The following is a 25459-nucleotide window of genomic DNA, read 5'->3' as shown; positions in this document are numbered from 1 at the left end:
TCTGATAAGTAATAAAACAGTAGTACAGGAGAAACACATGCTAAAACCGTTACGCCGGCTAGGGCTTACTCTGGCACTTTGCACTATTACTGCGTCTGCATTTGCTGACGTTGCCATCGTGGTGCACGGAGGAGCCGGAACGATACTTAAAAAAGACATGACCGCTGAAAAAGAAGCGCAATACGTGGCAAAGCTTAAAGAGGCAATCACTTCAGGCCATGCAGCTTTAAAAGCCGGCAAGTCGGGTGAGGAAGTTGTGGTGTCTACCATACAAACTCTGGAGGCCTCACCACTTTTTAACGCTGGTGTGGGCGCGGTATATACCTATGACGAGGAACACGAACTCGATGCGTCCATTATGCATGGCGCGACCAGAAAGGCGGGGGCGGTTGCCGGTGTCAAAACTATTAAAAGCCCGATTGCCGCTGCTCAGGCAGTCATGAACAAGTCCGAACATGTGATGCTGTCAGGCCAGGGCGCAGAGACCTTTGCACAGGAGCAGGGCCTGGAAATGGTTGAAAACAGCTATTTTGATACTTCGCACCGTCTGGAGGCGTTGAAAAAAGCCAAAGTACGTATGAAAGCGGCCGGTAAAAAGTCCGGCGGGCAGAAAGGCGCTGAAAAGATGGGCACTGTGGGTGTCGTGGTAATGGATAGCAAGGGCAATATAGTTGCCGGCACCTCAACCGGCGGCATGACAGCAAAACGTTACGGGCGCATAGGCGACTCCCCGGTCATTGGTGCCGGTACATTCGCTGACAATGACAGCTGTGGCGTTTCTGCTACCGGACACGGTGAATTTTTCATTCGCTACAACGTGGCTGCAGATATATGCGCACGGGTAAGGTACCACGGCGTCAGTGTTACGCGGGCGGCGGATACAGTAATTAATGATGTATTGAAGGAAGCGGGCGGAACTGGTGGCGTAATCGCAATTGATCGACAGGGTCATATTGCCATGCCGTTCAATACAGCGGGTATGTACCGCGCCAGTATTGATGCAGATGGAACGCTCAATATTGGTATTTATAAAGATATGCTGGAAACATCGTCAGTAGCGTCTGAATAAGTGCAAATATTCCGTTAAAAAACTCGCTCATTTTGCTGCGCACAACTAGGCTTAAAGTAACGCTATTGTCTCAATACAACAGCCGATAATAATTAAGCCTGAAAACCAATAGTAGTCAGCAAATGACTACTCCAGGAGGCACTATGGAATCGTTGCAGGTATGTGATTACATGAACCATCATCCGGTAAAACTAACCAAAGATATGCCGGTTGCAGAGGCCGTTGAGTGTTTGCTGCAAAGCGGACAGTCAGGCGGAGCAGTGGTTGATGAGCGAGGGCGGCTCACCGGCTTTTTATCCGAGCAGGATTGTATTCGAAAAATGATTGAATCCTGCTATTACCGTGAGCAGGTGTGTCGTGTTAGCGATATCATGCAAAGTCCCGCTTTAAGTGTAAAGCCTTATATGTCGGTCATTGAGCTTGCAGAGTTACTGCTTAAGGACAAACCGCGGATTTACCCGGTTGTAGATGATGATGGTGTGCTGGTGGGCAGTATTAATCGCTCTGCTATATTGAAAGCCATTGATAAACAACTACGCTCCGGGTATCAGGTTGCCAGTTAGCCTGGCCGGAATGCAGGCAGTCATTAACTGAAATTCGTAACAGGCACTACGCGTTGAATGTCGCGAATTTCAGTGTATTAATACGTTAATACTGGAAATGACGGTACATTTTGCCTAGGATCCTGCGCTTTACTGATTAAGCGTAAAGGTATTTCATTGGATTCAGCACCGACTTCTTCGACTTTCAGCAGCATGCGCGCATCGTTAAATGACGCGATGGGTGCCGACCGGTTTCGCCTGCGTCGCCGTCTGAATCAGCTTAGTCGGGGAAAGGCCAATACTGATGCTATAGAAAAACTGGCTCAGGCGATACAGCGTTCTGTTGACAGACGAGCCCTCCGGGCCGAAAACCTGCCTGAAATCAACTATCCTCCTCTGCCTGTCAGCGACAGAAAAGACGATATCAAAGCGGCCATCGCCGATAATCAGGTGGTCATTGTTGCGGGCGAGACCGGCTCGGGTAAAACCACGCAATTGCCTAAAATCTGTCTGGAACTCGGACGGGGCGTAGATGGCATGATTGCTCACACACAGCCGCGACGACTTGCGGCCAGAAGTGTGGCTAACCGTATTGCTGAAGAGATGGATACGCCTATCGGCGAGAAAGTCGGTTTTAAAATTCGGTTTTCCGATAATGTTAGTGATAGTAGCTACGTTAAACTGATGACTGACGGGATGTTGCTGGCTGAAATGCAGCAGGACCGGTTTTTAAATCAGTACGACACTATCATTATTGACGAGGCCCACGAACGTAGCCTCAACATCGACTTCCTGCTTGGCTATATTAGCCAGTTGCTTCCAAAGCGGCCAGACCTGAAGCTGATCATTACATCGGCAACTATCGATCCGGAACGGTTTTCGCGTCACTTTAATGATGCGCCTATCGTTGAGGTCAGCGGCAGGACTTATCCGGTAGAAATCCGGTATCACGCGCCCGAAGATGCAGCTGATGATGCCGACCAGAATGATGCCATCATTCACGCTGTGGATGAGCTGATGGCAGAGCCTCCCGGTGATATCCTGATATTTTTAAGTGGTGAGCGTGAAATCAGGGATGCGCAGGACGCCTTATCCAGACAAAAGTACCGCAATACCGAAGTTGTGCCACTTTACGCAAGGCTATCTGCAGCTGAGCAGAACCGTATATTTCAGCCTCATAGTGGCAGACGTATTGTGCTGGCGACCAATGTTGCTGAGACATCACTGACGGTGCCGGGCATCAAGTACGTTATCGACCCGGGTATGGCGAGAATCTCCCGCTACAGTGCCCGCTCAAAAGTTCAGCGCCTACCCATAGAGCCTGTCTCTCAGGCCTCTGCAAATCAGCGAGCCGGTCGCTGTGGGCGCGTGTCAGAAGGAATTTGTATTCGCCTGTACAGCGAAGAGGACTACCTGGGACGACCTGAGTTTACTGATCCTGAAATTTTACGAACAAACCTGGCATCTGTCATTTTGCAGATGCTGGCGCTGGGACTGGGTGAGATCAGCCGTTTTCCGTTTGTTCAACCACCGGATAACCGTAATATTAATGACGGTTTCAGGCTGCTCGAAGAAATTGAAGCCATCGCGCGCGACAAGGGAAAAATCACCCTGACACAGACGGGTCGTCAGATAGCGCGACTGCCTATTGATCCCCGCTACGCCCGAATGGTGATTGAGGCTAATAAAACCAACGCGCTGCGTGAGGTAATGGTCATTGCAGCCGGGTTGTCTATTCAGGACCCTCGCGAACGCCCCAGTGATAAGCGTCAGCAGGCGGACGAAGCACACAGTGAATTTGCAGACAAAGAGTCGGACTTTATTAGCCTGTTGAACACCTGGAATGCTTTTCGGGAACAGCAAAATGCCCTGACTAACAATCAGCTTCGTAAGTGGTGTAAGTCGCATTTTATCAACTATTTGCGGATGCGTGAGTGGCAGGATATTGTTAGCCAGCTTAAAAAGTCTCTGGCCGAACTTAATTTGGGATTGAGTAATCAGGATGCAGATTATCAGGCGGTTCATCAGGCTATCTGTGCCGGCTTGCTGTCGCATCTGGGGACAAAAGACAAGGATAAGGAATATCTGGGCTCCCGTAATACGCGCTTTATGATATTCCCCGGGTCAGGCCTGTCAAAGCGCCAGCCTAAATGGGTTATGGCGGCTGAACTGGTAGAGACTTCCCGCTTGTTTGCCCGGGTGAACGCCAGAATTGACCCGGCCTGGGTTGAATCGCTGGCCAGCCACCTGACGCAATCCAGCTATGCAGAGCCGCACTGGTCGAAAAAACGTGGTGCGGTTATCGCCTATGAAAAAGTCACCCTGTTTGGCTTACCCATTGTGGCAAAGCGTCCGGTAGTATACAGCCAAATTGACCCAGCGCTGTGTCAGGAGCTTTTCATTCGGGAGGCGCTGGTGAACGGTGACACCCGTCTCAACTATGCCTTTTTGCAGGATAATCAGGCGTTGCTTGCCCAGGCAGATGAACTTGAGCAAAAGACGCGGCGACGGGATTTGATTGTTGAAGAGGAGACACTGGTCGCCTTTTATGCAAACCGTCTACCACAGGATGTGAATAACGAAGCCGCATTTAAAAAATGGTATAAACACAACCAAACGGTAGCACTGACTTTTACAGAAGAAGATGTGTATCGGGAACAGCCGGATGCAGCTAAAAACGGTTATCCGGATGTCTGGAAGCAGGGCAATATCACCTTGCCGCTCAGTTACCATTTTGAGCCAAACGCCGAGGACGACGGCGTAACCGTCAATATTCCGCTGCCAGTGCTTAATCAGGTCAGTGATATTGGGTTTGACTGGCAGGTACCGGGCCTGCGCCATGATCGCGTGGTCGCGTTAATTAAAAGTTTGCCTAAACGGCTGCGAAAAAACTTTGTACCTGCACCTAACTTTGCGCAGGCTTGCCTGGCGGATATCAGTCCGCAGGATAAGAATGGCCGTCCGGTAGGACTGCTTGAAGCACTAAGTGCAAAGTTACGCAAGATGACCGGCGTTGAAGTATTGCCCGACGACTGGAACCTGCCGCAGGTTGATACCCATTTAACCATGCACTTTGCTGTTGTCAGTGAAAAAGGGCAGGTTATAGCCCAAGGCGATAACCTTGAGTCGCTTAAACAACAATGTCAGGGAAAGGTACAAAAGACGTTTGAGAAAGCCGCAACGCCGGAACTGGAAAGAAAAGGCCTGCAAAGCTGGGATTTTGATAACTTGCCGGACACCTTTGTTCAAAAGGTCGGTGGTTTTGAGGTGCAGGCTTACCCGGCACTTGTGCGACAAGGGGCAAAAGCAGACATCGTTCTGGTGGACGATGAAGACCGGGCTCGTGAACTTCACGAGGATGGCGTGAACGCACTTTTGCGTGCGGCAATACCTTCTCCCGTAGGTCATCTGGAAAAAACGCTGCCCAACAAAGCGAAACTCGGCCTGTATTTCAATCCGTTTGGTCAAATTAAAGCGCTGGTCGATGATTGCATTTTTGCCGGTATCGACAGCCTCAGAGCGACCTTTGAACAGGAACACAATACAGTCATTCGAACACAGAGGGTGTTTGAGCAGTGTGCCGACTGGGTCAGAGGCGAGATCAACGACAAGGTTGTCGAAATCGCGCAGCATGTAGAAACCGGTCTGACATTGGCGCATCAGTGTCAGAAACAAATGAAAGGCAATATACCGCTGACGATGGTTGGTGCGATGGGAGATATCCGCCAGCATCTTGGGTCGTTAGTTTACCCTGGCTTTGTTACCGACATCGGGGCCGCCAGACTTGCAGACTGGAACCGTTATATAAAAGCGTTAGTCAGACGACTGGAGAAGCTACCGATTGATCCGACCAAAGATCGGCAGGCGCAGCTGACTATCGAAAAAGTTACCGCCGAGTATGAGCAAACCTGCAAAAAGTATCCATCAGGTAAGGCTCCTGAAACACTTCGTGAAGGGCGCTGGATGATAGAAGAACTGCGAGTGTCGTTATTTGCCCAGCAACTTGGTACTGCCTATCCGATTTCGGCAAAAAGAATCCAAAATTTTCTTGCAGATTTTTAAGCCTTTTTCGGTTAACGCTTCGTAAACAGCAGCTATATGTGTTGTAAAACATTATATTCGTCGGGGTTGTACCTGCCTATGATCCCTGTTGACAAGTAGATCTCTGCCGCCTATAACAAATAGCTCGGTATGAGATGGGTCGGTGTTGCCGATGCAGCAGTCAGGAGAAGTATAAAAATGTTGGGATACGATGATAAGCGTAACTTTTTCAGAATGATGGTGAATTCGCCATGTCAGGTGCAGATAAACGACGATGAGTCGAGCCGGACATTACAGGCGGTTTGCAAGGATATCAGTGCTACCGGCATGTCGTTAGAAGTCGATGAGCCATCGGTGGAGCTGGGAACAGAGGTTAAAGTCTCTATTGAGTCAACCAGTTCACAGATCCCCTCTCTGTCGGCCAGCGCTACGGTTGTGCGCTGTGTTCAGGAATCTGAAAACAGCTGTATTATCGGTGTTGAAATTTCAGAAATGAAATAGCACCCACACAGGGCGGTATTTACCGCCCGCAAGTGTACGTAGTTAAATACAGCTGGCAGTTTAATATACCTGGCAGATTAATCCCTTGAGGTAATACCCCTCAGGGTATGTGCTGCTAACCGGATGATCTCCTGCCTGTGATAATCTTTCAATAATTTTAACCCGCCGGCCGGCATCCAGTGCAGCATCAGCAACGATTTTGTTGAACAGATCTGCAGGCATTAACCCTGAACAGCTGAATGTCAGCAGTAAGCCACCTGGTTTGACTGCGTGGATACCGTACATATTTATATCTTTATAGCCTCTGGCGGCGCGATTCAAAGATGCTTTGCTATCCACGAACTTTGGCGGGTCCAGAATGACCATGTCGAATTGTGTCTGACTTTGGTGATAACTACGCAATACCTCAAAAACATCGCCTTTCACCATGGATGCCTGTTCGGTGCTGAAGTTGTTCAGTGCAAGATGCTCTTTAGCAAGGGTCAGGGCCGACTCTGAGACATCGACATTAGTTACGTGTCTGGCACCGCCAGCCAATGCGTAACAAGCAAAAGTGCCAGTGTAGCTGAAGCAATTAAGCACGTGTTTGTCTTTTGCATAGTGCCCGGCGCGTGCCCGGCTGTCTCGCTGGTCCAGGTAAAACCCTGTTTTGTGGCCTTGTTCAATATCCACCTGAATCCGGATATTGTTTTCCTTAATCTCAACGCGGGTAGGGACATCTTCAGTCAACGGGCCAGTCTGAAGTTCAAGTCCTTCCTTCTTGCGCACATCAACATCAGAACGCTCGTAAAGACCAATGTTAGGCAGTAACTTTTGTAATGCCCATACGATTTTCTGACGCTGTTTGTCAGCACCTGCACTTAAAAGCTGCAGTACTGCAACGTTGTTGTACAAATCAATTGTCACGCCCGGGAGTCCGTCAGACTCTGCCGCGACCAGCCTGAAAGCGTTAGTGGTGGACATATTAATAACAGTGCGACGCAACAGGATAGCTTCCTCAATGCGGCGCATAAAAAAACCGTTATCGACAGGTTCGTTCTGGTCAAATGTCCATATCCTGACCCGAATCTGTGACTCGGGTGAGTATGCGCCTCTGCCCAGCCAGCTGCCATCACTGCCATAAACGTCTACGGTGTCGCCGGCACGACACCGTCCCTCTACATTTGCAACCGCACTGGCAAAAACCCAGGGATGATGGCGTTTCAGTGATTTTTCGCGCTCAGGCTGAAGAATAATTTTGGCGGACATAGGCTTACTTAAATGATTTCGAACAGGCGGCGCAGTATAGCAGAATCATCTGTTTTGCCTAACGCAACGTAACCTTCGGTACCATGCAAATAAAGTGATTGAAATGCGATATATTGATTATGACTCAGGGTCAGGCCCGCAGGGGCTGACTATCCGCGAAACTGATTCGCCTTCGGTAACAAAAGGAAAGGTTAAGATTAAAGTCCATGCCTTTGGGGTCAATCGTGCTGACACGCTGCAGCGCCAGGGCAAATATCCACCGCCTCCCGGTGAAAGTGAGATTCTTGGCCTGGAAGCGGCCGGTGAGGTGATAGAGGTGGCATCGGATATAACCCAATGGAAAACAGGTGATAAGGTCTTTGGGTTGATGCCCGGTGGCGGTTATGCCGAAGAGGCCGTGGTCGATGCAAGACACCTCATGCCATTACCGTCGCAATTGTCTATGCATGAGGCAGCTGGATTAAGTGAGGTTTTTCTTACCGCATATCAGGCGCTTTTCGATATTGCCCAAACACCTTCACAGGGAAAAGCCTTAATTCATGCCGGTGCCAGTGGTGTTGGACTTGCCGCAATACAACTGTGCAAACTCGAGGGGATAAACACCGCTGTTACTGCATCCACAGACGAAAAGCTTGCACTGTGCGAAAGTCTGGGAGCCAGTTGTCTGATTAACTATAAACAACAGGACTTTGCGAAGATTGTCTCTGAACAATGGAACGAGGGGGTAAATACAGTTATCGATTTTGTCGGTGGGGATTACCTGAACCGAAACCTGTCGGTGTTGGCAAAGGACGGGACTATTGTCTATCTTGCCATGCTTGGTGGCAGATATGCAGATAAACTGGACCTTGGGTTGATGCTCACTAAAAGGGCGAAGATTGTGGGGTCAACGTTACGAAGCCGCTCAGATGAATACAAAGCACATTTAATCAACGCCTTTACTGCAAGGTTCCTGGGGGCGTTCAGTCAGGGCGATCTGAAGGTTAATATCGATACGGTATTGGCGGCCGAGGATATCGCGACCGCGCACCAGCGGCTTGAGGCGAACGCTACCCAGGGCAAGCTTATTGCTCACTGGTAAACGCGCTGCCGGATATTAATCCGGCTTGAAGCCCTCATCAGGCTTTGTGGGTTTATTTGCGGCGGCTCTGGCGAGGTCGTCGCACCGCTCGTTTTCCGGGTGGCCTGAATGCCCTTTTACCCAGTGCCAGGTTACATCATGTTTATTAACAGCATCGTCAAGCTCACGCCAGAGATCGACATTTTTAACCGGCTTTTTAGCCGCCGTCCGCCAGCCATTTTTTCGCCAGTTATGGATCCACTGATTGATACCATTTTTCACATACTGACTGTCGGTAGTGATATCGACCCGACAAGGCTCATTAAGCGCGTTGAGCGCGGCAATAGGCGCCAGTAGCTCCATCCTGTTGTTGGTTGTCTCAAAGTAGCCTTCACTCAACTCTTTACGGTGAGCGTTGTAAATCATTACCGCACCATAGCCACCGGGACCCGGATTACCCAGACAGGAACCATCGGTATAGATTTCTATCGCTTTTTTGCCCACAGGCACTCCTTTTTTTAACTGGCTTATGGTCAGGTGATTTGGGATTGGTATACTAGCAAAAAGTCAGAAGTAACGAGAATAGAAAACATGCGCCAGATTGTGCTGGATACAGAAACTACCGGTATTGACCCGAAAGAAGGGCATCGCATCATCGAAATCGGGTGTGTTGAAGTCGTCAATCGCAAACTGACAGGCAACCACTTTCATGTTTATATCAATCCGCAGCGTGAAATTGAGCAGGAAGCCATCGAAGTTCACGGTATCACCAATGAATACCTGGCAGACAAGCCACTGTTTAAGGATGTAGCCAGCGACTTTATTGCGTTTATCAAAGGTGCACAGCTTGTTATTCACAACGCCCCGTTCGACGTCGGGTTCATGGACCATGAATTTGCTAAAGAGCCCTCTACATACTCAGTTAAAACACGTGAAATCTGTTCAGTATTAGATACCCTGGCACTGGCTAAGCGTACCCACCCGGGCCAGAAAAACAATCTGGATGCATTGTGTAAGCGGTATGGTATTGATAATAGCCATCGGGAGCTGCACGGCGCTTTGCTGGATGCTGAAATTCTGGCTGACGTTTACCTGATGATGACAGGTGGCCAGACGAAGCTTAATCTGGCCGGTCAGGGCGGCCAGGACAGCGAAAATGATGGCTCTGCTATTCGTCGGGTTAACCGGAGTGCAAATAAATTAAAGGTTATTCGCGCAACCGCCGATGAATTAGAACAGCATGAAGCGCGCTTAGATATAGTGCAAAACAGTGGTGGGCAATGTTTGTGGCGGGAAGTTCAGGGCGAGTAATATATTTGTATACAGGGATGATTAAGCATCTGTGCGGGGCAGGGGGCGCCTTTAGCCTTTCGCGTACAACAATGCTTGTCTTTTTTATCCTGAGCACCCTGATGGTCAATCCGGGTGTTTCCGCAGCGCAAGTTGCCGGCTCTGCTGCCAGTCAGACTGAAACAACAGAAAACGTTCCTCAAAACGCCGGCTCTGACCAAAAACAGAAGAGTACCCCTGATAGCGCAAAGAGGCCTATCGCCCGGTTAGGTGATAATTACCAGAACTCCATTACGCTGCTGCAAAACCGCTTCAGGGTCGACCATAATGTAGAAGAAGTCACCATGGTGTTCTTTCGTGATTATGGGTCTGCGCCCATCGTTTTGGTGCGCCCGGACGGCTCTAAAATATACCAGTCCCGCGCCGAAAAAGAGAACGTCAAATGGTATGACGATGCTGCCTTTGACATGATAACCATTAAAAATCCGGTACCGGGTCCCTGGCAGGCAGTTGGGCAGATCAAACCCGATAGCAGAATAATGGTAATTTCTGACATATCCCTTCATGCAGAGCCGTTACCCTCTACCATTTTCTCCGGCGAAATTCTGAAGCAAACAGCTTATCTGGCAAATGGTGATGAGCCAATTAATCAGCCAGAGTTCCGTGATGTGGTGAAACTGGAAATCGAGCTAGTCAGCACTAACAATCCCAACTTTGACAATTTCGGCGCAGATAATGCGGTAATAGCAACCTTTGAAGATAATGGTCGGGGCATGGACGAACGGCCGCTTGACGGCACCTTTACAGGGCAATTTAATCTTTCGGTCCCCGCCGGTGAGTGGAAACCGGTTTTCAGGGTAATCACCCCGATGTATACCCGTGAGCAAGTCGATCCTAACCTGATGCTTTATCCAAACCCGGTTGAACTGGATGTTGTGATGGCTGAGGGAGATGAGAATTATCATACACTGATGATCGATGTGAATCGTGAACAGGTGGATATCCAGTCTATTCTTGTCGATGGTAAAATACGTTACCCGAACGGGGACCTGCAGAACTTTTCATTAACAGAACCTTCGCCAGCGGTCCGCACGCAACGGATTCTAGCTCTGGATGAAGGGCAGTTTCGGGCTAAACTTACCGTTTACGGTAAAACCACGCAGGGACGGGATTTTATCCTTGATGTGCCGCCTTTTACCTTCCAGGCTGCACCGCCTGAAGTGGTTCCGCCTGCTGAAGAAGTGACTGCGCAGACTGCCGAAGAAGCGCCGGAAAGAAATACGGAAGTGGTTTCAACGGACACTGAGGTGCCATCCCCATCTGCCCATGAAGAAGATATGAGCACAGGTACTCTGGTTATTCTTTTGGTTGCTGTAAATGGTACCATTTTACTGATTGTCCTTATCGCTGTGGGCATCGTTATCCGGCGTCGAAAACAAACGACTGCAACAGCTTCCGGCGAAGACTCCGGTGCGTCGTGGTTAAGTAAACTATTTAAGCGCAAACGATAAATCTCTTACGAGAGAAGCGGCAATCTCCGGTAAAGATTGAACGATATTTCAGCATTATGACCAATAGACGTGCAAACGCGCCGATTCACGGTTTTTTTCGCAAAAAAACCATTGACTCTTAATATCGATAACCGTATTATCTGCGCCGCAGTAAGGGGGAACGGCCTGAAAATGGAAGTTTCAACTTATTGAAAGTATTGAAAAAGTGGAGCGGTAGTTCAGTTGGTTAGAATACCGGCCTGTCACGCCGGGGGTCGCGGGTTCGAGTCCCGTCCGCTCCGCCACTTCAATACGTTCAGGCTAAAGGCTTCGGAGCGGTAGTTCAGTTGGTTAGAATACCGGCCTGTCACGCCGGGGGTCGCGGGTTCGAGTCCCGTCCGCTCCGCCATTTAGTTTGAACAATGCTATATCCTCGTGGAGCGGTAGTTCAGTTGGTTAGAATACCGGCCTGTCACGCCGGGGGTCGCGGGTTCGAGTCCCGTCCGCTCCGCCACGTAGCATACAGATATATCATTCCCTTTGGAGCGGTAGTTCAGTTGGTTAGAATACCGGCCTGTCACGCCGGGGGTCGCGGGTTCGAGTCCCGTCCGCTCCGCCATCTTATTATCTTCTTGATTAATCTTGTAATCTATCCGTATCACGGTACCATTCGTGCAGGTAAAACCTGACGTGTATTATAAGGTACGATGGAACACATTCTTGTCTGCAAAAATATCAGCAAAACTTATCATGACGGGGCCAGTGAAACACAGGTTCTGAATAACGTATCCTTTTATGTTGATAGTGCAGAGCATATTGCAATTCTCGGAAGCTCCGGCTCAGGCAAAAGTACATTACTCCACATCCTTGGTGGGCTGGATACAGCGACCGGGGGGGATGTTGAGTTTAAAGGTCAGTCGCTTTTAAGTTTATCTTCTTCTCAACTAGCGGCCCTGCGCAATGCGCAAATGGGCTTTATTTACCAGTTTCATCACTTACTCCCTGAATTTACAGCATTAGAAAATGTTGCTATGCCGCTGTTAATCGGTAAAGCATCCGGCAAATCAGCGCAAGCCAAGGCCGCGGCTATGCTGGAGAAGGTGGGATTGTCACATCGCTTAACTCACAAACCCGCAGCGCTGTCTGGTGGTGAACGTCAGCGCGTGGCTATTGCCCGGGCCTTGGTTACCAACCCTGCACTGGTGCTGGCCGACGAGCCTACCGGAAATCTTGACCATCAAACCGGTGTTCAGATATATCGCTTACTTCGCACTTTAAGTCATGAAATGGGCACCAGTTTTGTTGTTGTGACCCACGATACCGAATTGGCTGCACAAATGGACAGAACACTTACTATTCAGGATGGACAATTGCGCGAAACGCGGGGTAGGAGCGAATGAGTCTTACCTGGTTACTGGCAAAGCGTTTTCGTCAGGCTAAGCAGAAAAATCGCTATATTTCGTTTATTTCCTTTTCTTCGACCTTTGGAATTGGTCTGGGTTGTTTTGTCCTGATTGTGTTACTTAGCGTTATGAATGGATTTGAGCGAGAGCTGACACACCGTATCCTGGCTGTTTTGCCGCACGGTGAGCTGTATTCGGTGTCTGATGAGGGCATTCACGACTGGCAGTCAGTAGCCACAAGGTTCGAAGCGGATCCCAGAGTTAGTGCCGTTTCGCCGTATACCAAAATTACCGGTATGCTTCAGCAGGGCAGTGATTTGAAGCCTGTCGAATTAACAGGTATTAATACTGAGTATGCAAAGGATGCAACCTGGTTACAGCAAGTAGAATCACAGGACTGGCAGCGGTTTAAAGCTGCCCAAAATACCGTGCTGCTTGGACAGGGCATTTTACAAAAGCTGTCTTTACAGCCCGGAGATACAGTGAGTGTGCTGGTGCCGGTGTCGACCCGGGATTTAACCTTTAAAGCCCCCAAACTAATCAAACTTACTGTTGCCGGCGCAATAACTATCGGCGGTGAAATGGATAATCATCTGGGAATGATGCATCTGTCTGCTGCTTCGCAGCACGCCGGCATCAAATCAGGTGCGCAGGGCTTACGATTCACCCTTAATGACCCTTTCAGCGCCCGGGAAACAATGCGGGATATCGGTTATAGTTTTCCACAGCCCGTTTATATGTCCGATTGGACCCGTACGCAGGGGCATTTATATAACGATATACAACTGGTTAGAGTCGTAGTCTATATTGTTTTGACGCTGGTTATTGCGGTGGCGTGCTTTAACATAGTCTCCACGCTTGTTATGTCCGTAAGGGAAAAGCGTGCAGCTATCGCGATCCTGAAAACGATGGGCGCGACTGACAGTCTTATCCGACGAACATTTATGATGCAGGGCCTGATTAATGGCCTGACAGGCATCGTGGTTGGTACAGCGCTTGGTGTGCTTACTGCTCCCAATCTGGCTGCGGTGGTTAAAGGGGTTGAATTATTTCTTGGAACAGAAATACTTTCCGGGGATATTTACTTTATTAACTTTCTGCCTTCACAGCTTCAGTTGATGGATGTCATTGTGACAGTGGTTGTCGCACTGATTCTTGTTGTTCTGGCAACACTCTATCCCGCTTCTACAGCGGCGAAGGTTGCACCGGCCAGCGCACTCAATGGCTAGCCGGTAACCGGCTAGCTATTTCTGTCAAAGTGCTCTAAGTCAACATCTTCTTCTTTTAAGCCGGCATCCAGGTCATTGAACCGGGCTTCGTCGAGTTCATTTTCACTTTTTGCAATAATACAGGCGACGGTACAGTCGCCGGTAATATTGACCGCCGTTCGGGTCATGTCCAGTAACCGGTCGATACCGATAATCAGCGCGATACCTTCTACCGGCAGGTTAACCTGTTGTAAAACCATAGCCAGCATAATCAGGCCAACACCGGGCACACCTGCGGTTCCGATAGAGGCCAGCGTAGCCGTGAGAACAACCATCAGGTAATCCTGTAAGGCCAGATCGACACCATAAACCTGAGCAATAAATACGGTTGCCACACCCTGCATAATAGCGGTGCCATCCATATTAATTGTCGAGCCCAGCGGCAGGGTAAAAGAAGACACTGATTTACCCACACCCAGTTTATTTTGCGCCGTTTCCATCGTTACAGGTAATGTGGCGCTCGAACTTGATGTGGTAAAGGCAAACTGGGCTGCATCACGCATCTTGCGAAACAGAATGATCGGATTCAGTCCGGTAAACCCTTTTAATAGTGCTGAGTAGGTAACCAGCCCGTGGATTAACAGAACGCCCAGCACCAGGAAGAAATATGTCGCCAGGCTGCCCAGCATGTCAGCGCCGATGGAGCTGAACAATTTAGCCATCAATACAAACACACCATAAGGTGCCAGGTTCATGATGATGGTGACCAGCTTCATAATGACCGTATTAATATCTTCAAAAAAGTTAGCGATACGTTTACCGGCTTCACCACTCATTGCCATTGCGACACCCAGTAACACCGCAAAAATGATGATTTGCAGCATTTTGCCTTCCGCCATGGCGTTGACCGGGTTAGTCGGAAACATATCGATGATTACGGCAGACAACGATGGTGCCTCTTGAGCGGTGTAGGCTGCATCGGCCGGCACGGTAACACCGGAGCCCGGCGCAACTAGTAAAGCCAGACTTAAAGCCAGTGATATAGCAATCGCTGTTGTGAAAATATACAAACCAATTGACTTGATACCTAACCGTCCCAGCTTACTGGGTTCGGTGAGTGAGGATGTACCGCAGATAAGCGAAACAAACACCAGCGGTACCACCAGCATTTTCAGGCTGGCAATAAAGATTTGCCCTAGTGTTGAAAATATACCTTCAACGAGAATGTTATACGTGGAAAACGTGTATCCGAATATCGTGAAGCGCAGATCTCCGCTATCATCAAAAACCAGTTGGAGTAAAAGGCCAACCAGTGTTCCGGCCACCAGGCCGATAAATATTCTGGTAGTGAGACTGTACTTGTGTGCGTTTTGAGACATGAATGTTCCCTGAAACTTCTGTTTTTATTCTTCGTAACGCGGGCTAGTTTGCCAGATTAGAAAAAGATTTAAACAAGAAAACTTCACAATTCCATAATTTAAAGGTTAAGGAAGACCATATGCGCGCATTTGCTCATTCTTTGCTAGTTGCTAGCACGCTTCTTATTCTGACCGCCTGTGGTGGCGGGGAATCACTTGAACGCTCTGACTCTACTGCCAGTGCTAATACAGGTAATACGGGCGGTACAGACTCACAACAAAACGATCCGGTTTACTCAGTGGCGGTGGAAACGCTTAATGCGGATGGCACGCCGGGTAAAGACTTAAGTCAGGACAACGTGTTGACGGTGCGCGCTACCGTTACTGACCAAAACGGAACACCAAAAACAGACACGCTGGTCACTTTTTCGTTATCCAGCGATAACCTGGCGACATTCGGAAACGATACGGCAACTGCACGCACCGATGAAAATGGTGTTGCCTCGCTAACATTAAACGTAGGCGAGGCTGCCGGTGATGGCATGATCACCGCGACGACAGCCGACGGTGAATCGGGTACTACTACGTTTTCATCGCAGGGAACTGCGCAGATAAGCGCGCAACCGGCATCACTGAACCTTTATACAGACAAAGTCCAGCTGCCCTCCAGTGGTTCTGATTCAGCAGCACTAACTGCATTGGTTAAAAACGCGCAAAGTGTATTGATGGAAGGCCAGGAGGTTTCGTTTTCAGCCCCTGAAAGCTCCGGTGTGGAAATTCAGGTAGAACAAAGTGCCACTGATGCCAGCGGACGCGCACTGGCAACCCTGACTACACGAAATAATGCGGAAAACCGCACGGTTCAGGTCACCGCACGAGTAGGCGAGTTAACACGTACCCTTGACGTAGAAATTACCGGTACGGAAGTGACGGTCAACGGCCCTAAATCTGTCATTCTTTCCAAGCCTGCTGAAATGACGCTTCGGGTGCAGGATTCTGATGGCGTACCTGTAGCTAACCAGACTATTGAATTGTCTGCCGACAATGGCACGCTGTCAGCGAAGTCCGACACACCGGAATTTGCTGACGCTATTTCAGTAGATACGCTAAGCAATGGCCAGGTGACAGTGCTTTATCAGGGCACTACATCAGGAGAAGATATTATTGAAGCCTCCGCGCTAAATGCAAACACGGAGTTTAAGGTCACTGTCCAGGAAGATGATTTTGCGTTTGTTAATCCACCTGAAGCAGAAATACCGCTGAATACCCCAAAGGTATTGACCGTTGCATGGAAAAAAGAAGAAGCGGCGTTTGCAGGTGGCGAGGTTAACTTCACTGCATCACGGGGTGTTATTACAGCCTCAGACTCTGTGACCAACAGCGAGGGTAATGCGCAATTTACAATAAAATCAGATAACGCCGGTATAGCAGCAATTACGGCTACGGGCCTGGATACTGACGGCGAAGAAGTCACTGCCTTGGTAGAAATAGAATTTATCGCCACAGAGCCTGCAACCGTTATAACAGACGCTACACCTGATGTGCTGGGTCCTGATGGCCAAACCAGTACAATTACAGCAATTGTGCGCGATGTAGAAGGTAATCTGGTCAAAAATAAAGTTGTCAGCTTTGTCGTAGATGATGTGTCTACAGGTTCGATCTCTCCGTCACAGGCAACCACTGACAGTAATGGTGTGGCCTCTACCGTATTTACCTCTGGTTCAGTTTCAAGTGATGAGGCTGTTACGGTGACAGCCACCGTTCAGGATGGGGGGATAGCAGACACTGTAGTACTGACCGTGGGTAATCGCGCTTTCGATGTCTCTATTGGTACCGGTAATCAGATTGAAATTCAGGATAGTTCTACCTATGTGAAAGAATTTACCGTTTTTGTGACTGATGTTGGCGGTAGACCTGTAGAGGGCGAAGTACTGAGTGTATCAGCAACCCCTTTCAGAGATGAAAATGGCGGTGAATATCGTCAGGGTGACTGGCAATGGATATCCGAATCTAAATTGTGGGCCCCATTCACTGCTAAACGGTGCATGAATGAAGATGTGAGTAATGATGGCATTTTACAACCGGAAGAGGACTTCAACGGCGATAATATGTTGACACCGGGAATTGTTGGGAGCATTGGGTTTAAGGATAATCAAAATGCAACTGACAACAATGGCCAAGCCACACTTCAGTATCGGTATCAGAAAGAGTATGCAGCGTTTACGGATATGAAAATTGCTGTATTTACACGTTCAACAGGAAGCGAAGCGGCTGCACATACGAAATTTACGCTACGCATTGCTGAACCCGATGCGACCAATGAGGCTATAAAACCACCAGCAAGCCCCTTTGGAACTGGTGAGGAAGCTTGTTCGGAAATTGAATAGCAAGAAAAAAGCCCTGTGATCACAGGGCTTTTTCCATTCACGCTTTCTTCCGAATTAATCCTGCTGGAACGGATACACAGAACCAATATTTAAAATCTGTGTCAGTTCGTCCAGTGCAGCACGTGACTCTGACAGCAACTGCGGATCGCGTAAATCGTCTTCTCTGAGTTCATCACGATAGTGCTTGTCCACCCAGGTATTCAGACGGGCGAATTGGTTATCATTGATAAGCGTATTCGGATTCACCGCATCAAGCTCGGTGTCAGTAAGGGCAACCCGAAGTCTCAGGCAGGCCGGACCTCCACCATTACGCATACTTTGTTTAACATCAAAATATTTTACCTGCTTAATGGGCGTGTCTTTGGTCACCAACTCTTCAAGATAACGACTAACCGCCTCGTTTTCCTGACATTCGGTGGGCGCGATTATCGCCATTTCGTTACCCGGCAGCGTAATAATCTGGGTGTTAAACAGATAGGTTTTGATAGCGTCCATTACCGATATCTGGTCGGTAGGGACTTCTACGAAGTGTAACGGCTTCTCACCGAACTTTTGTCTTATCTCGGCCAGTGCCTCGTCTTTCTTGTAAAAAGCCTGCTCATGATAGAACAGGACGTTCTGGTTACCCACAGCAATGACGTCGTTATGAAAAACACCCTGGTCAATTACATCCGGATTCTGCTGAATATAGACCACCGATTCGTCCTCAAGACCATGTAACCTAGCAATAGCCTGAGATGCCTCTAGTGTCTGGCGTGCCGGATAACGAGTCGGCGCAGGTTTGCTACTATCAAATGCGTGACGGCCATAGACGAACAGCTCGACACCGGCCTGACCATACTCGGTACACAGGCGTGTATGGTTGGCCGCGCCCTCATCGCCGAAATGCTCGTTATCCGGCAGGTGAGTATGGTGCGCAAAGTATTTGTCGTTAGCGAACGTACCCTGAAGAATTCGACCTGTTACCTGCGGCTCTAATGAGCGATGAAACTTATTAGTCAGGTTCGCAGGTGTAAAATGAACCCGCCCATCGGAGGTGTCAGCACTGGGTGAAACAGTCGCCGCATTGGCTGTCCACATACTTGAAGCTGAGCAACACGCTAAGAATACCTGGCGCGACTGTTTGGCTGCACTTTCTAACACCCGGGCATCAGAGCCGGTGAAACCTAGCCTGCGTAACGTATTGATGTCTGGTCGCTCCTGCGGGGCAAGGACACCCTGAACCATTCCCATATCTGCCAGCGCTTTTGCTTTGGCAAGTCCCTGCTTAGCCGCCTGTCGGGGGCTGCTAATCGCATTGGCGTTGTTCAGCGATGCCACGTTCCCAAACGACAGCCCCGCATAGTTGTGGGTCGGTCCTACCAGGCCGTCAAAATTCACTTCAAAATGCTTCATGCGTTCCTCGGTCAGTTTGTATAGCAACCAGTGCTATTCTGTTTGGCGGTCTTTTTCTGAAGATTTGCCGTAATCGTAAGCCATAGCAGTAAGTGCTATCGACAAATTCATAAAAAGCCTCACTCGGATTGCCCGCATTATACGGCTTTTCAACGCATTGCCAATTGCGCTGGCTAAAATGTAAACAGGTTTTGGGCGGTTTCAAGGCAGTTGAGCGAATAACTATTAAGAAGAACTTGTTTTCCATTCACTTTGTCGATATATGTTAAAAAAGCGCAGGCGTCCTTCAGGCATTCATTTCGACGCAAAATTCAAGCAATTGACGATTTAAGTCAATGAAATAAAACAGGTTTATTCTAATTTTATGGCAAAATCACTGGTCATCGTCGAGTCACCGGCCAAAGCCAAAACGATAAATAAATATCTCGGCAAAAATTTTATCGTAAAATCTTCGGTTGGCCATGTTCGTGATCTCCCTACCAAGGCATTGGGAAATGTTGAACCCAAAAAGCCGGCCAAGGAACTCAAAACACTTTCTGAGGAAGCGCGTACTGATTATTTAAGGCAGTACGAATATCGCAAACTTGTCGACAGAATGGGCGTAGACCCACAAAACGACTGGCAGGCGCACTATCAGGTGTTGCAGGGCAAAGAAAAAGTTGTCAACGAATTAAAGAAGCTGGCGAAAGACGCTGACACTGTCTATCTGGCGACGGATTTGGATAGGGAAGGGGAAGCGATTGCCTGGCATTTAAGAGAATTGCTGGGAAATAAAAAGCAGTCCTATCAGCGGGTGGTGTTTAACGAAATTACTAAAAACGCAATTCAGGATGCCTTCTCTCATCCCGGCGATGTCAATGTGGACAGAGTTAATGCTCAGCAGGCCCGTCGGTTTTTAGACAGGGTAGTGGGCTTTATGGTGTCGCCGTTACTTTGGAAAAAAGTCGCGCGTGGCCTGTCAGCCGGGCGCGTACAGTCGGTAGCGGTGCGTCTGGTCGTTGAACGTGAGCGTGAGATAAAGGCGTTTGTTCCTGAAGAATTCTGGGATATCCATGCTGATCTAAACGCTTCAGATAAAGCCGCTTTACGAATGTTGGTTAATCGCCACCAGGGTAATGCGTTCAAACCCGTCAACAAATCGCAGGCTGAAAAAGCGGTAGAAGAGCTTAAAAACGCATCGTATACGGTTGAAAGTCGCGAATCTAAACCAACCCAAAGTAAGCCTTCAGCACCATTTATAACTTCAACATTACAGCAGGCGGCAAGTACTCGTCTTGGTTTTGGTGTGAAGAAAACCATGATGATGGCCCAGCGTCTTTATGAGGCCGGTCACATTACCTATATGCGTACAGACTCAACCAATCTGAGTCAGGAAGCGTTGGATAGCTGCCGCGATTATATTGGCGATAATTTCGGCGGGAAATATCTGCCGGATAATCCTAATCGCTATGGCAGCAAGGAAGGCGCTCAGGAAGCCCACGAAGCTATCAGACCGTCTAACGTCAACGTTACCGCTGACAGCCTTAAAGATATGGAGCGTGACGCTCAGCGCCTGTATGAGCTGATTTGGCGACAGTTTGTGGCATGTCAGATGGTGCCGGCAAAATATGATGCAACAACGATTAAAGTGGTTGCAGACGATTATGAACTGGTAGCGAAAGGGCGTGTGCTGCGCTTTGATGGCTGGACCAAAGTTCAGCCGCAAATACGCAAAAAAGGTGAAGAAGATAAATTATTACCTGATGTTCAGAAAGGCGACACCCTTGACCTGAAAGCGTTGGATCCCAAGCAGCATTTCACTAAACCCGTGGCTCGTTTCAACGAAGCCTCGCTGGTTAAAGAGCTTGAGAAGCGTGGTATCGGTCGCCCGTCCACTTACGCGAGTATCATTTCGACTATTCAGGATCGCGGTTACGTGCGTCTTGAAAACAAGCGATTTTATGCCGAAAAGATGGGCGAGATTGTAAACGATCGCCTGATGGAAAACTTTGATGATCTCATGAGTTTTGATTTCACGGCAAACATGGAACAGCACCTGGACGATATTGCAACAGGCAATAAAAACTGGAAGCAGGTGTTAAATGACTTCTATGAAGATTTTTACAACAAGTTACTGACAGCAGAAAAAGACACCGAAGAAGGCGGAATGCGTCTGAACCAGGCGATTCCGGCGGGCATTAGCTGCGACAAGTGCGGTCGTGAAATGAATGTGCGAACTGCCAGCACCGGCGTATTCCTGGGGTGTTCTGGCTATAATCTTCCACCTAAAGAACGTTGCACCAATACCATTAACCTGACGCCGGGTGATGAAGTAGTAAAAGTGGACGATGATGAGGAAATGGAAACTGAAGCGCTGCGTGCGAAGCGGCGGTGTCAGGTGTGCGGAACGGCGATGGATAGCTATCTTGTGGACGAAACCCGTAAACTCCATGTTTGTGGTAACGCACCAACGTGCCACGGTACGTACATTGAATCTGGTACATTCAAAATAAAAGGTTATGACGGCCCCATTATCGAATGCGACAAGTGTGGCAGCGATATGGAGCTTAAAAATGGTCGCTTCGGTAAGTATTTCGGCTGTACGAACGATGAATGTAAAAACACCCGTAAGTTACTGCGTAATGGTGAGCCGGCGCCACCAAAAGAAGACCCTGTGGATCTGCCTGAGCTGCCCTGTGAAAAGAGCGATGCGCATTTTGTATTAAGAGATGGCGCTTCAGGTATTTTCCTGGCTGCTCACAACTTTCCAAAGTCCAGGGAGACCCGAGCACCGAAAGTAGAGGAACTGGCGCGTTTCCGTGACAGAATTTCACCGAAGTTCTACTATCTGGCAGATGCACCTCAACAGGATCCCGATGGTAATCCTACAGTGGTACGTTTCAGTCGTAAGACGAAGCAGCAGTATGTTATGTCTGAAAATGAGAATGGTAAGGCATCGGGCTGGTCAGCGTGGTATGAAAACGGCAAATGGGCCGCGAAAGATACCCGTAAGAAATCAAAGTAAGGAGTATTCCTGTGGCATCACTTCAGGACCAATTACTCAAAGCGGGGCTGGCGGATAAATCCGCTGCCCGTCAGGCTCGTCAGGAAAAGCGCAAGAAGCAGAAGCTGAAAAACAAAAGTAAGCAGCAGGTAGAGGACGAAAATAAACAGGCTGCCCAGCAAGCAATCGATGAGAAAAAAGCACGGGACCGCGCGCTCAACGAGCAGCAGCAGAAAGCCCGCGAAGAGCGATCCATTGCAGCACAAGTGCGTCAGCTTATTACAATAAACTCTCAATCCAGAGGTAAGGACGAGGTTGTTCTTAATTTTACGGATGAGAACGTTGTAAAACGCATGCATGTTTCTGAAGCCGTGCGTGTCCAGGTGACCAATGGTAGACTGGCGGTAGTGAAATTAGATGAGGAATATCATCTGGTTCCAATGCCGGTGGCAGATAAAATTGCTGAACGGGATGAAGCCTCAGTCATACATCGAGCAGATGCTGTTGAGCAATCACAAACCACTACAGATGATGACCAGGATGACTGGTATGCAGATTATCAGATACCTGATGATTTAACCTGGTGATATTTCAAAAAGGCACGCATAGCGTGCCTTTTTTGCTTACCTGTGTTGTGATTCACCCACACCTTTTAGCTGCTGCAGTAAATACTCTCTAAAGTCACTGACTACAGATATCACTTTGTCAGCTTATTGCTAATACCCTGATACACAGCAAGTCATCAACTCATCTGCTAGGCCTTAGTGAAGCCGCGTTGATTCAACGGTAGCACCGTTTTAAAGTTCGCGGGGGCAGGTTTTGCAGATAAGTGTATCCGTAACTGCATCAGGCTTTTCAGCCTTACGAAGGGCGGGGGAGCTATAGTCACTCGTTTTATAACAGCAACTCGCTCCTTATAGGATTAAATTCTGTGGCTGCCAGCATCAGGCTTGAGGCGGTAAGTGCCTCAACGCCATATACTTCAACGCGACAGGCATATTTTTCGCGAACTTTTTTAGCCAGTAAGTCGAAGTCGCCGTCTCCCGAGACAAGTACAATCACATCAGAGTCTGGTGCGGCTTCCATAACATCAATCGTAATTCCAACATCCCAGTCACCCTTCGCAGAGCCATCTGAACGCTGAATAAAAGGCTTTAGCTTTACATCAAAACCGATAGCCCGAAGAATATTTTGAAATTGTTTTTGCTTTTCGTCTTTGCGATCTATGGCATAAGCAAATGCATTAATAGGTGTTCTGTCGCGGGTAGCTTGCGCCCAAAAAGCATTGTAATCAAAGTTCTGCTTAAATGCAGAACGTGTGGTGTAATACACATTTTGTACATCAACAAAAATACTAACTGTCTGCATCTTGTAACCCTGGGAGTTGAGTTGCACGCGTTTAGATGAAAAACGTTCACGCATCATATCAGCTGTAAGTACTGAATACCCCAAAACCGTGTGTTGCGAAACTTCTTAACGCAATGTAAATGCGAAAATCTTTTGTCGCTGGGAATAAATTATGCCTGAGGAAACTGTGATTACAGGCGTGTGACTGGAGAAAAGACGATGGCAGTCTGTTGCGAGTTTTAAATATTGATCAGGTAAGAAAATAGCGTAGTGATCCGCTATCTGAAAAATGCAGCTGCCATTTATAGCAGCTGCGTTATTACCGTGATTATTCAGGTTTTGCTGATGAGATGTCTTCTCCGGTACCATTTGTTGGCGGTCGGGCAGGGGGCGTTTCATCACCATTTGACTGAGATCCAGATTGGGTCGTCAAAATCTGACTATCACCTTTTAATAAATCACTCAGCGTGCCGGATTCACTGTTTACCAGCCCGACTTCCTTTAACAGAGCATCGACAACTGGCGCATTTGCCCGATAATTCAGCGCAGCCTGAGTGACCTGATCAGCCATAGAGCCGCTGTCTGCGCGGGACATATCGCTGCTTTGGACAGCTCCCGCTCCATTGTATCCCTGTAGTATCTTAATGCCTTCGATATTCTCCAGAGGTTTTACAGCACTGGCGATAATTTCCGGCAACACTTTTAAAATTGCCATGGATTTTTGCAGCTCTATCTGCTCATTTTTAAGTGTATTCTCTGCTTCATACAGCGCTTGTTTACCTGCAGCTTCAACAGCCAAAACCTTTTCGTCAGCTTCAGCCTGCATGATTTTAGCATCTGCGCTAGCCTTGGATTCAGTCAGAATAGCTTCTGCCGCGTTCGTCGCTGCTTCCTTTTTCGCTTCTGCTTCAACCGTTATACTAACGGCTTCTCGCTCGGCTTCCTTGCGAGCATCAATAACCTCAATTTCTTTACGTCGATTCGCTTCAGCAATCTGCCTAGCTGATATTACGGCTTCTTCTTTTTCAACCTTCGCTTTCTCAGCTTCAGCGGCTTTAGCACGCGCAGCCGATTCTTCTTCTGATTTGTTGGCCACGGCTATCTGCTTAACCTGCTGGGCGACTTCAACTTCCTGCTGCTGCAGAATTCTCGCTTGCTCCAGGGCTTTACGTTTAGCAATTTCCTGCGTTTCTACTTCCCGGGATTTTTCGATCTCGGCCGCTTCTATCGCACGTTCTTTAGCTATAGCGGCTTCTCGTTCTTCACGTTCTTTCTGCTCGCGCTGTTTGGATATTTCCGCTTTTTGCTCCTGCCGTTTGAAAGCCAGGGCTTGCTCCTGCATTAATCGCGCTTCTTCCTCATTCTGCTTGATGGTCAAAGACTGCTTCTCAGCATCCAGGTTACGGGTTTCTATCAGAATTCTGTTTTCCTGCTGAATATCATTGGTCTCTTTACGCTTTTGCTCAATGATCTTAGCAAGACGAGCACGCCCTTCAGCGTCGAACGCATTATTTTCGTTAAAGAATTCAAGATCTGTCTGGTCAAAGCCGGTAAGGCTGACCGATTCGAGCTCTAACCCGTTCTTTTCCAGATCATTAGCTACGCTCTGCTGCACCTTCTGGACAAAATCCGCTCGCTGCTCATGCATTTCTGTCATCGACATTTCTGCCGCTACAGCGCGCAGCACATCCACAAACTTTGATTCCATCAGTTTTTTAACTTCTTCGGCGCGTGTGGTACGTGTACCGAGTGTTTGCGCAGCCATAGAAATACCACCGGCATTAGGGGCCACCCGAAGATAGAAATCGGCTTTCACATCAACCCGCATTCTATCTTTGGTGATAAGCGCGTCTTTTTGGGTTTTTTCCACCTCGATGCGAAGCGTATTCATATTGACTGGTATAACTTCATGAACGACGGGCAAAACGATAGCGCCACCGTCCTTAATTACTTTTTCTCCTCCCAGTCCGGTTCTGACAAACGCTATTTCTTTTGTTGCCCTTTTATAGAGCCGCGCAAAAACAATACCTATCGCCAATAAGGCAATAAGCACGATGCCGCAGATAATCAGAATGGAGGTGAGGTTCCCCATGTTAGCTGATGTTTCCATTTTTACTTCCTTGATAGTTGGCGGGTA

At 48.5% G+C, this 25459-nt stretch carries 18 protein-coding genes and 4 tRNA genes; 16 read left to right on the top strand and 6 right to left on the bottom strand.

What is annotated here, in order from left to right; all coding sequences use genetic code 11:
- The first annotated feature begins 37 nt into the window (after positions 1–37).
- The 4 genes from FBQ74_RS09960 to FBQ74_RS09945 all read left to right on the top strand — a co-directional run bounded on the left by FBQ74_RS09960 (position 38) and on the right by FBQ74_RS09945 (position 6153).
- Positions 38–1069, top strand: coding sequence for an isoaspartyl peptidase/L-asparaginase family protein (locus FBQ74_RS09960; protein WP_139756534.1), 1032 nt, complete (start codon positions 38–40; stop codon positions 1067–1069).
- Positions 1070–1212: 143 nt separating this feature from the next.
- The gene (locus FBQ74_RS09955; RefSeq protein WP_139756533.1) at positions 1213–1632 is read left to right on the top strand and encodes a CBS domain-containing protein; all 420 of its coding nucleotides are present in this window, start codon (positions 1213–1215) and stop codon (positions 1630–1632) included.
- Positions 1633–1824: 192 nt separating this feature from the next.
- Positions 1825–5673, top strand: a complete 3849-nt coding sequence (hrpA, locus tag FBQ74_RS09950; protein ID WP_139757926.1) for an ATP-dependent RNA helicase HrpA — start codon at positions 1825–1827, stop codon at positions 5671–5673.
- 177 nt (positions 5674–5850) lie between these two features.
- Positions 5851–6153 (top strand): PilZ domain-containing protein, encoded by a 303-nt coding sequence (locus tag FBQ74_RS09945; protein WP_139757925.1) that lies wholly within the window; start codon positions 5851–5853, stop codon positions 6151–6153.
- A gap of 60 nt (positions 6154–6213) precedes the next feature.
- On the opposite strand, the gene FBQ74_RS09940 is transcribed toward FBQ74_RS09945, so the two are convergent.
- Entirely contained in the window at positions 6214–7401 is a 1188-nt protein-coding gene (locus FBQ74_RS09940; RefSeq protein WP_139756532.1) for a class I SAM-dependent rRNA methyltransferase, read from the bottom strand.
- 103 nt (positions 7402–7504) lie between these two features.
- On the opposite strand from FBQ74_RS09940, the gene FBQ74_RS09935 reads away from it, so the two are divergent.
- On the top strand, positions 7505–8482 hold the full coding sequence (locus FBQ74_RS09935) for an NAD(P)H-quinone oxidoreductase (RefSeq protein ID WP_139756531.1): 978 nt from the start codon (positions 7505–7507) through the stop codon (positions 8480–8482).
- 15 nt (positions 8483–8497) lie between these two features.
- Here the strand turns inward: FBQ74_RS09935 and rnhA are convergent, their stop codons facing one another.
- On the bottom strand, positions 8498–8965 hold the full coding sequence (rnhA, locus tag FBQ74_RS09930) for a ribonuclease HI (protein ID WP_139756530.1): 468 nt from the start codon (positions 8963–8965) through the stop codon (positions 8498–8500).
- Between the two features lie 87 nt (positions 8966–9052).
- Here rnhA and dnaQ point away from each other — a divergent pair, with 87 nt between their 5' ends.
- The 8 genes from dnaQ (at position 9053) to lolE (ending at position 13873) form a co-directional block, all read left to right on the top strand.
- Positions 9053–9772, top strand: a complete 720-nt coding sequence (dnaQ, locus tag FBQ74_RS09925) for a DNA polymerase III subunit epsilon (protein ID WP_139756529.1) — start codon at positions 9053–9055, stop codon at positions 9770–9772.
- A gap of 71 nt (positions 9773–9843) precedes the next feature.
- Entirely contained in the window at positions 9844–11262 is a 1419-nt protein-coding gene (locus FBQ74_RS09920; RefSeq protein ID WP_232371895.1) for a TIGR03503 family protein, read from the top strand.
- Between the two features lie 207 nt (positions 11263–11469).
- A tRNA-Asp gene (locus FBQ74_RS09915) sits at positions 11470–11546 on the top strand.
- 27 nt (positions 11547–11573) lie between these two features.
- Positions 11574–11650, top strand: a tRNA-Asp gene (locus tag FBQ74_RS09910).
- A 28-nt stretch (positions 11651–11678) separates the two neighbouring features.
- Positions 11679–11755 (top strand) — tRNA-Asp (locus FBQ74_RS09905).
- Between the two features lie 28 nt (positions 11756–11783).
- Positions 11784–11860, top strand: a tRNA-Asp gene (locus FBQ74_RS09900).
- 88 nt (positions 11861–11948) lie between these two features.
- The gene (gene lolD, locus FBQ74_RS09895; protein WP_139756528.1) at positions 11949–12641 is read left to right on the top strand and encodes a lipoprotein-releasing ABC transporter ATP-binding protein LolD; all 693 of its coding nucleotides are present in this window, start codon (positions 11949–11951) and stop codon (positions 12639–12641) included.
- Positions 12638–13873 carry a lipoprotein-releasing ABC transporter permease subunit LolE gene (gene lolE / locus FBQ74_RS09890; RefSeq protein ID WP_139756527.1) on the top strand — a complete coding sequence of 412 codons (1236 nt, stop codon included), beginning with the start codon at positions 12638–12640 and terminating at the stop codon, positions 13871–13873. The genes lolD and lolE overlap by 4 nt, the downstream gene beginning before the upstream one ends.
- 11 nt (positions 13874–13884) lie before the next feature.
- Here the strand turns inward: lolE and FBQ74_RS09885 are convergent, their stop codons facing one another.
- Positions 13885–15231 carry a dicarboxylate/amino acid:cation symporter gene (locus FBQ74_RS09885; protein WP_139756526.1) on the bottom strand — a complete coding sequence of 449 codons (1347 nt, stop codon included), beginning with the start codon at positions 15229–15231 and terminating at the stop codon, positions 13885–13887.
- A 119-nt stretch (positions 15232–15350) separates the two neighbouring features.
- Between FBQ74_RS09885 and FBQ74_RS09880 the strand changes: the two genes are divergently transcribed.
- A complete protein-coding gene (locus tag FBQ74_RS09880) occupies positions 15351–17597 on the top strand; it encodes an Ig-like domain-containing protein (protein ID WP_139756525.1) in 2247 nt (748 codons plus the stop codon).
- A 54-nt stretch (positions 17598–17651) separates the two neighbouring features.
- Here FBQ74_RS09880 and astB read toward each other — a convergent pair whose 3' ends face one another.
- Entirely contained in the window at positions 17652–18992 is a 1341-nt protein-coding gene (astB, locus tag FBQ74_RS09875; protein WP_139756524.1) for an N-succinylarginine dihydrolase, read from the bottom strand.
- Positions 18993–19356: 364 nt separating this feature from the next.
- Here astB and topA point away from each other — a divergent pair, with 364 nt between their 5' ends.
- Complete coding sequence (gene topA / locus FBQ74_RS09870) at positions 19357–21996, top strand: type I DNA topoisomerase (RefSeq protein ID WP_139756523.1); 2640 nt, start codon at positions 19357–19359, stop codon at positions 21994–21996.
- Positions 21997–22007: 11 nt separating this feature from the next.
- Positions 22008–22562, top strand: a complete 555-nt coding sequence (locus FBQ74_RS09865) for a DUF2058 domain-containing protein (RefSeq protein ID WP_139756522.1) — start codon at positions 22008–22010, stop codon at positions 22560–22562.
- Between the two features lie 307 nt (positions 22563–22869).
- Here FBQ74_RS09865 and FBQ74_RS09860 read toward each other — a convergent pair whose 3' ends face one another.
- Both FBQ74_RS09860 and FBQ74_RS09855 read right to left on the bottom strand, forming a co-directional pair.
- The gene (locus FBQ74_RS09860) at positions 22870–23343 is read right to left on the bottom strand and encodes a LabA-like NYN domain-containing protein (protein WP_139756521.1); all 474 of its coding nucleotides are present in this window, start codon (positions 23341–23343) and stop codon (positions 22870–22872) included.
- A 307-nt stretch (positions 23344–23650) separates the two neighbouring features.
- A complete protein-coding gene (locus FBQ74_RS09855; protein ID WP_139756520.1) occupies positions 23651–25432 on the bottom strand; it encodes a flotillin family protein in 1782 nt (593 codons plus the stop codon).
- Positions 25433–25459 lie beyond the last annotated feature (27 nt).

Source organism: Salinimonas iocasae (genome assembly GCF_006228385.1).
Taxonomy (GTDB): domain Bacteria; phylum Pseudomonadota; class Gammaproteobacteria; order Enterobacterales; family Alteromonadaceae; genus Alteromonas; species Alteromonas iocasae.
Note: the sequence above shows the minus strand (reverse complement) of the source record. Positions and strands in the feature narration are given on the sequence as shown.

Excerpts from the sequence above, each read along its gene's own strand:
- FBQ74_RS09960 (WP_139756534.1), top strand. The coding sequence starts at position 38 with ATGCTAAAACCGTTACGCCGGCTAGGGCTTACTCTGGCACTTTGCACT.
- FBQ74_RS09955 (WP_139756533.1), top strand. The coding sequence starts at position 1,213 with ATGGAATCGTTGCAGGTATGTGATTACATGAACCATCATCCGGTAAAA.
- hrpA (WP_139757926.1), top strand. The coding sequence starts at position 1,825 with ATGCGCGCATCGTTAAATGACGCGATGGGTGCCGACCGGTTTCGCCTG.
- FBQ74_RS09945 (WP_139757925.1), top strand. The coding sequence starts at position 5,851 with ATGTTGGGATACGATGATAAGCGTAACTTTTTCAGAATGATGGTGAAT.
- FBQ74_RS09940 (WP_139756532.1), bottom strand. The coding sequence starts at position 7,401 with ATGTCCGCCAAAATTATTCTTCAGCCTGAGCGCGAAAAATCACTGAAA.
- FBQ74_RS09935 (WP_139756531.1), top strand. The coding sequence starts at position 7,505 with ATGCGATATATTGATTATGACTCAGGGTCAGGCCCGCAGGGGCTGACT.
- dnaQ (WP_139756529.1), top strand. The coding sequence starts at position 9,053 with ATGCGCCAGATTGTGCTGGATACAGAAACTACCGGTATTGACCCGAAA.
- FBQ74_RS09920 (WP_232371895.1), top strand. The coding sequence starts at position 9,844 with ATGCTTGTCTTTTTTATCCTGAGCACCCTGATGGTCAATCCGGGTGTT.
- lolD (WP_139756528.1), top strand. The coding sequence starts at position 11,949 with ATGGAACACATTCTTGTCTGCAAAAATATCAGCAAAACTTATCATGAC.
- lolE (WP_139756527.1), top strand. The coding sequence starts at position 12,638 with ATGAGTCTTACCTGGTTACTGGCAAAGCGTTTTCGTCAGGCTAAGCAG.
- FBQ74_RS09885 (WP_139756526.1), bottom strand. The coding sequence starts at position 15,231 with ATGTCTCAAAACGCACACAAGTACAGTCTCACTACCAGAATATTTATC.
- FBQ74_RS09880 (WP_139756525.1), top strand. The coding sequence starts at position 15,351 with ATGCGCGCATTTGCTCATTCTTTGCTAGTTGCTAGCACGCTTCTTATT.
- astB (WP_139756524.1), bottom strand. The coding sequence starts at position 18,992 with ATGAAGCATTTTGAAGTGAATTTTGACGGCCTGGTAGGACCGACCCAC.
- topA (WP_139756523.1), top strand. The coding sequence starts at position 19,357 with ATGGCAAAATCACTGGTCATCGTCGAGTCACCGGCCAAAGCCAAAACG.
- FBQ74_RS09860 (WP_139756521.1), bottom strand. The coding sequence starts at position 23,343 with ATGCAGACAGTTAGTATTTTTGTTGATGTACAAAATGTGTATTACACC.
- FBQ74_RS09855 (WP_139756520.1), bottom strand. The coding sequence starts at position 25,432 with ATGGAAACATCAGCTAACATGGGGAACCTCACCTCCATTCTGATTATC.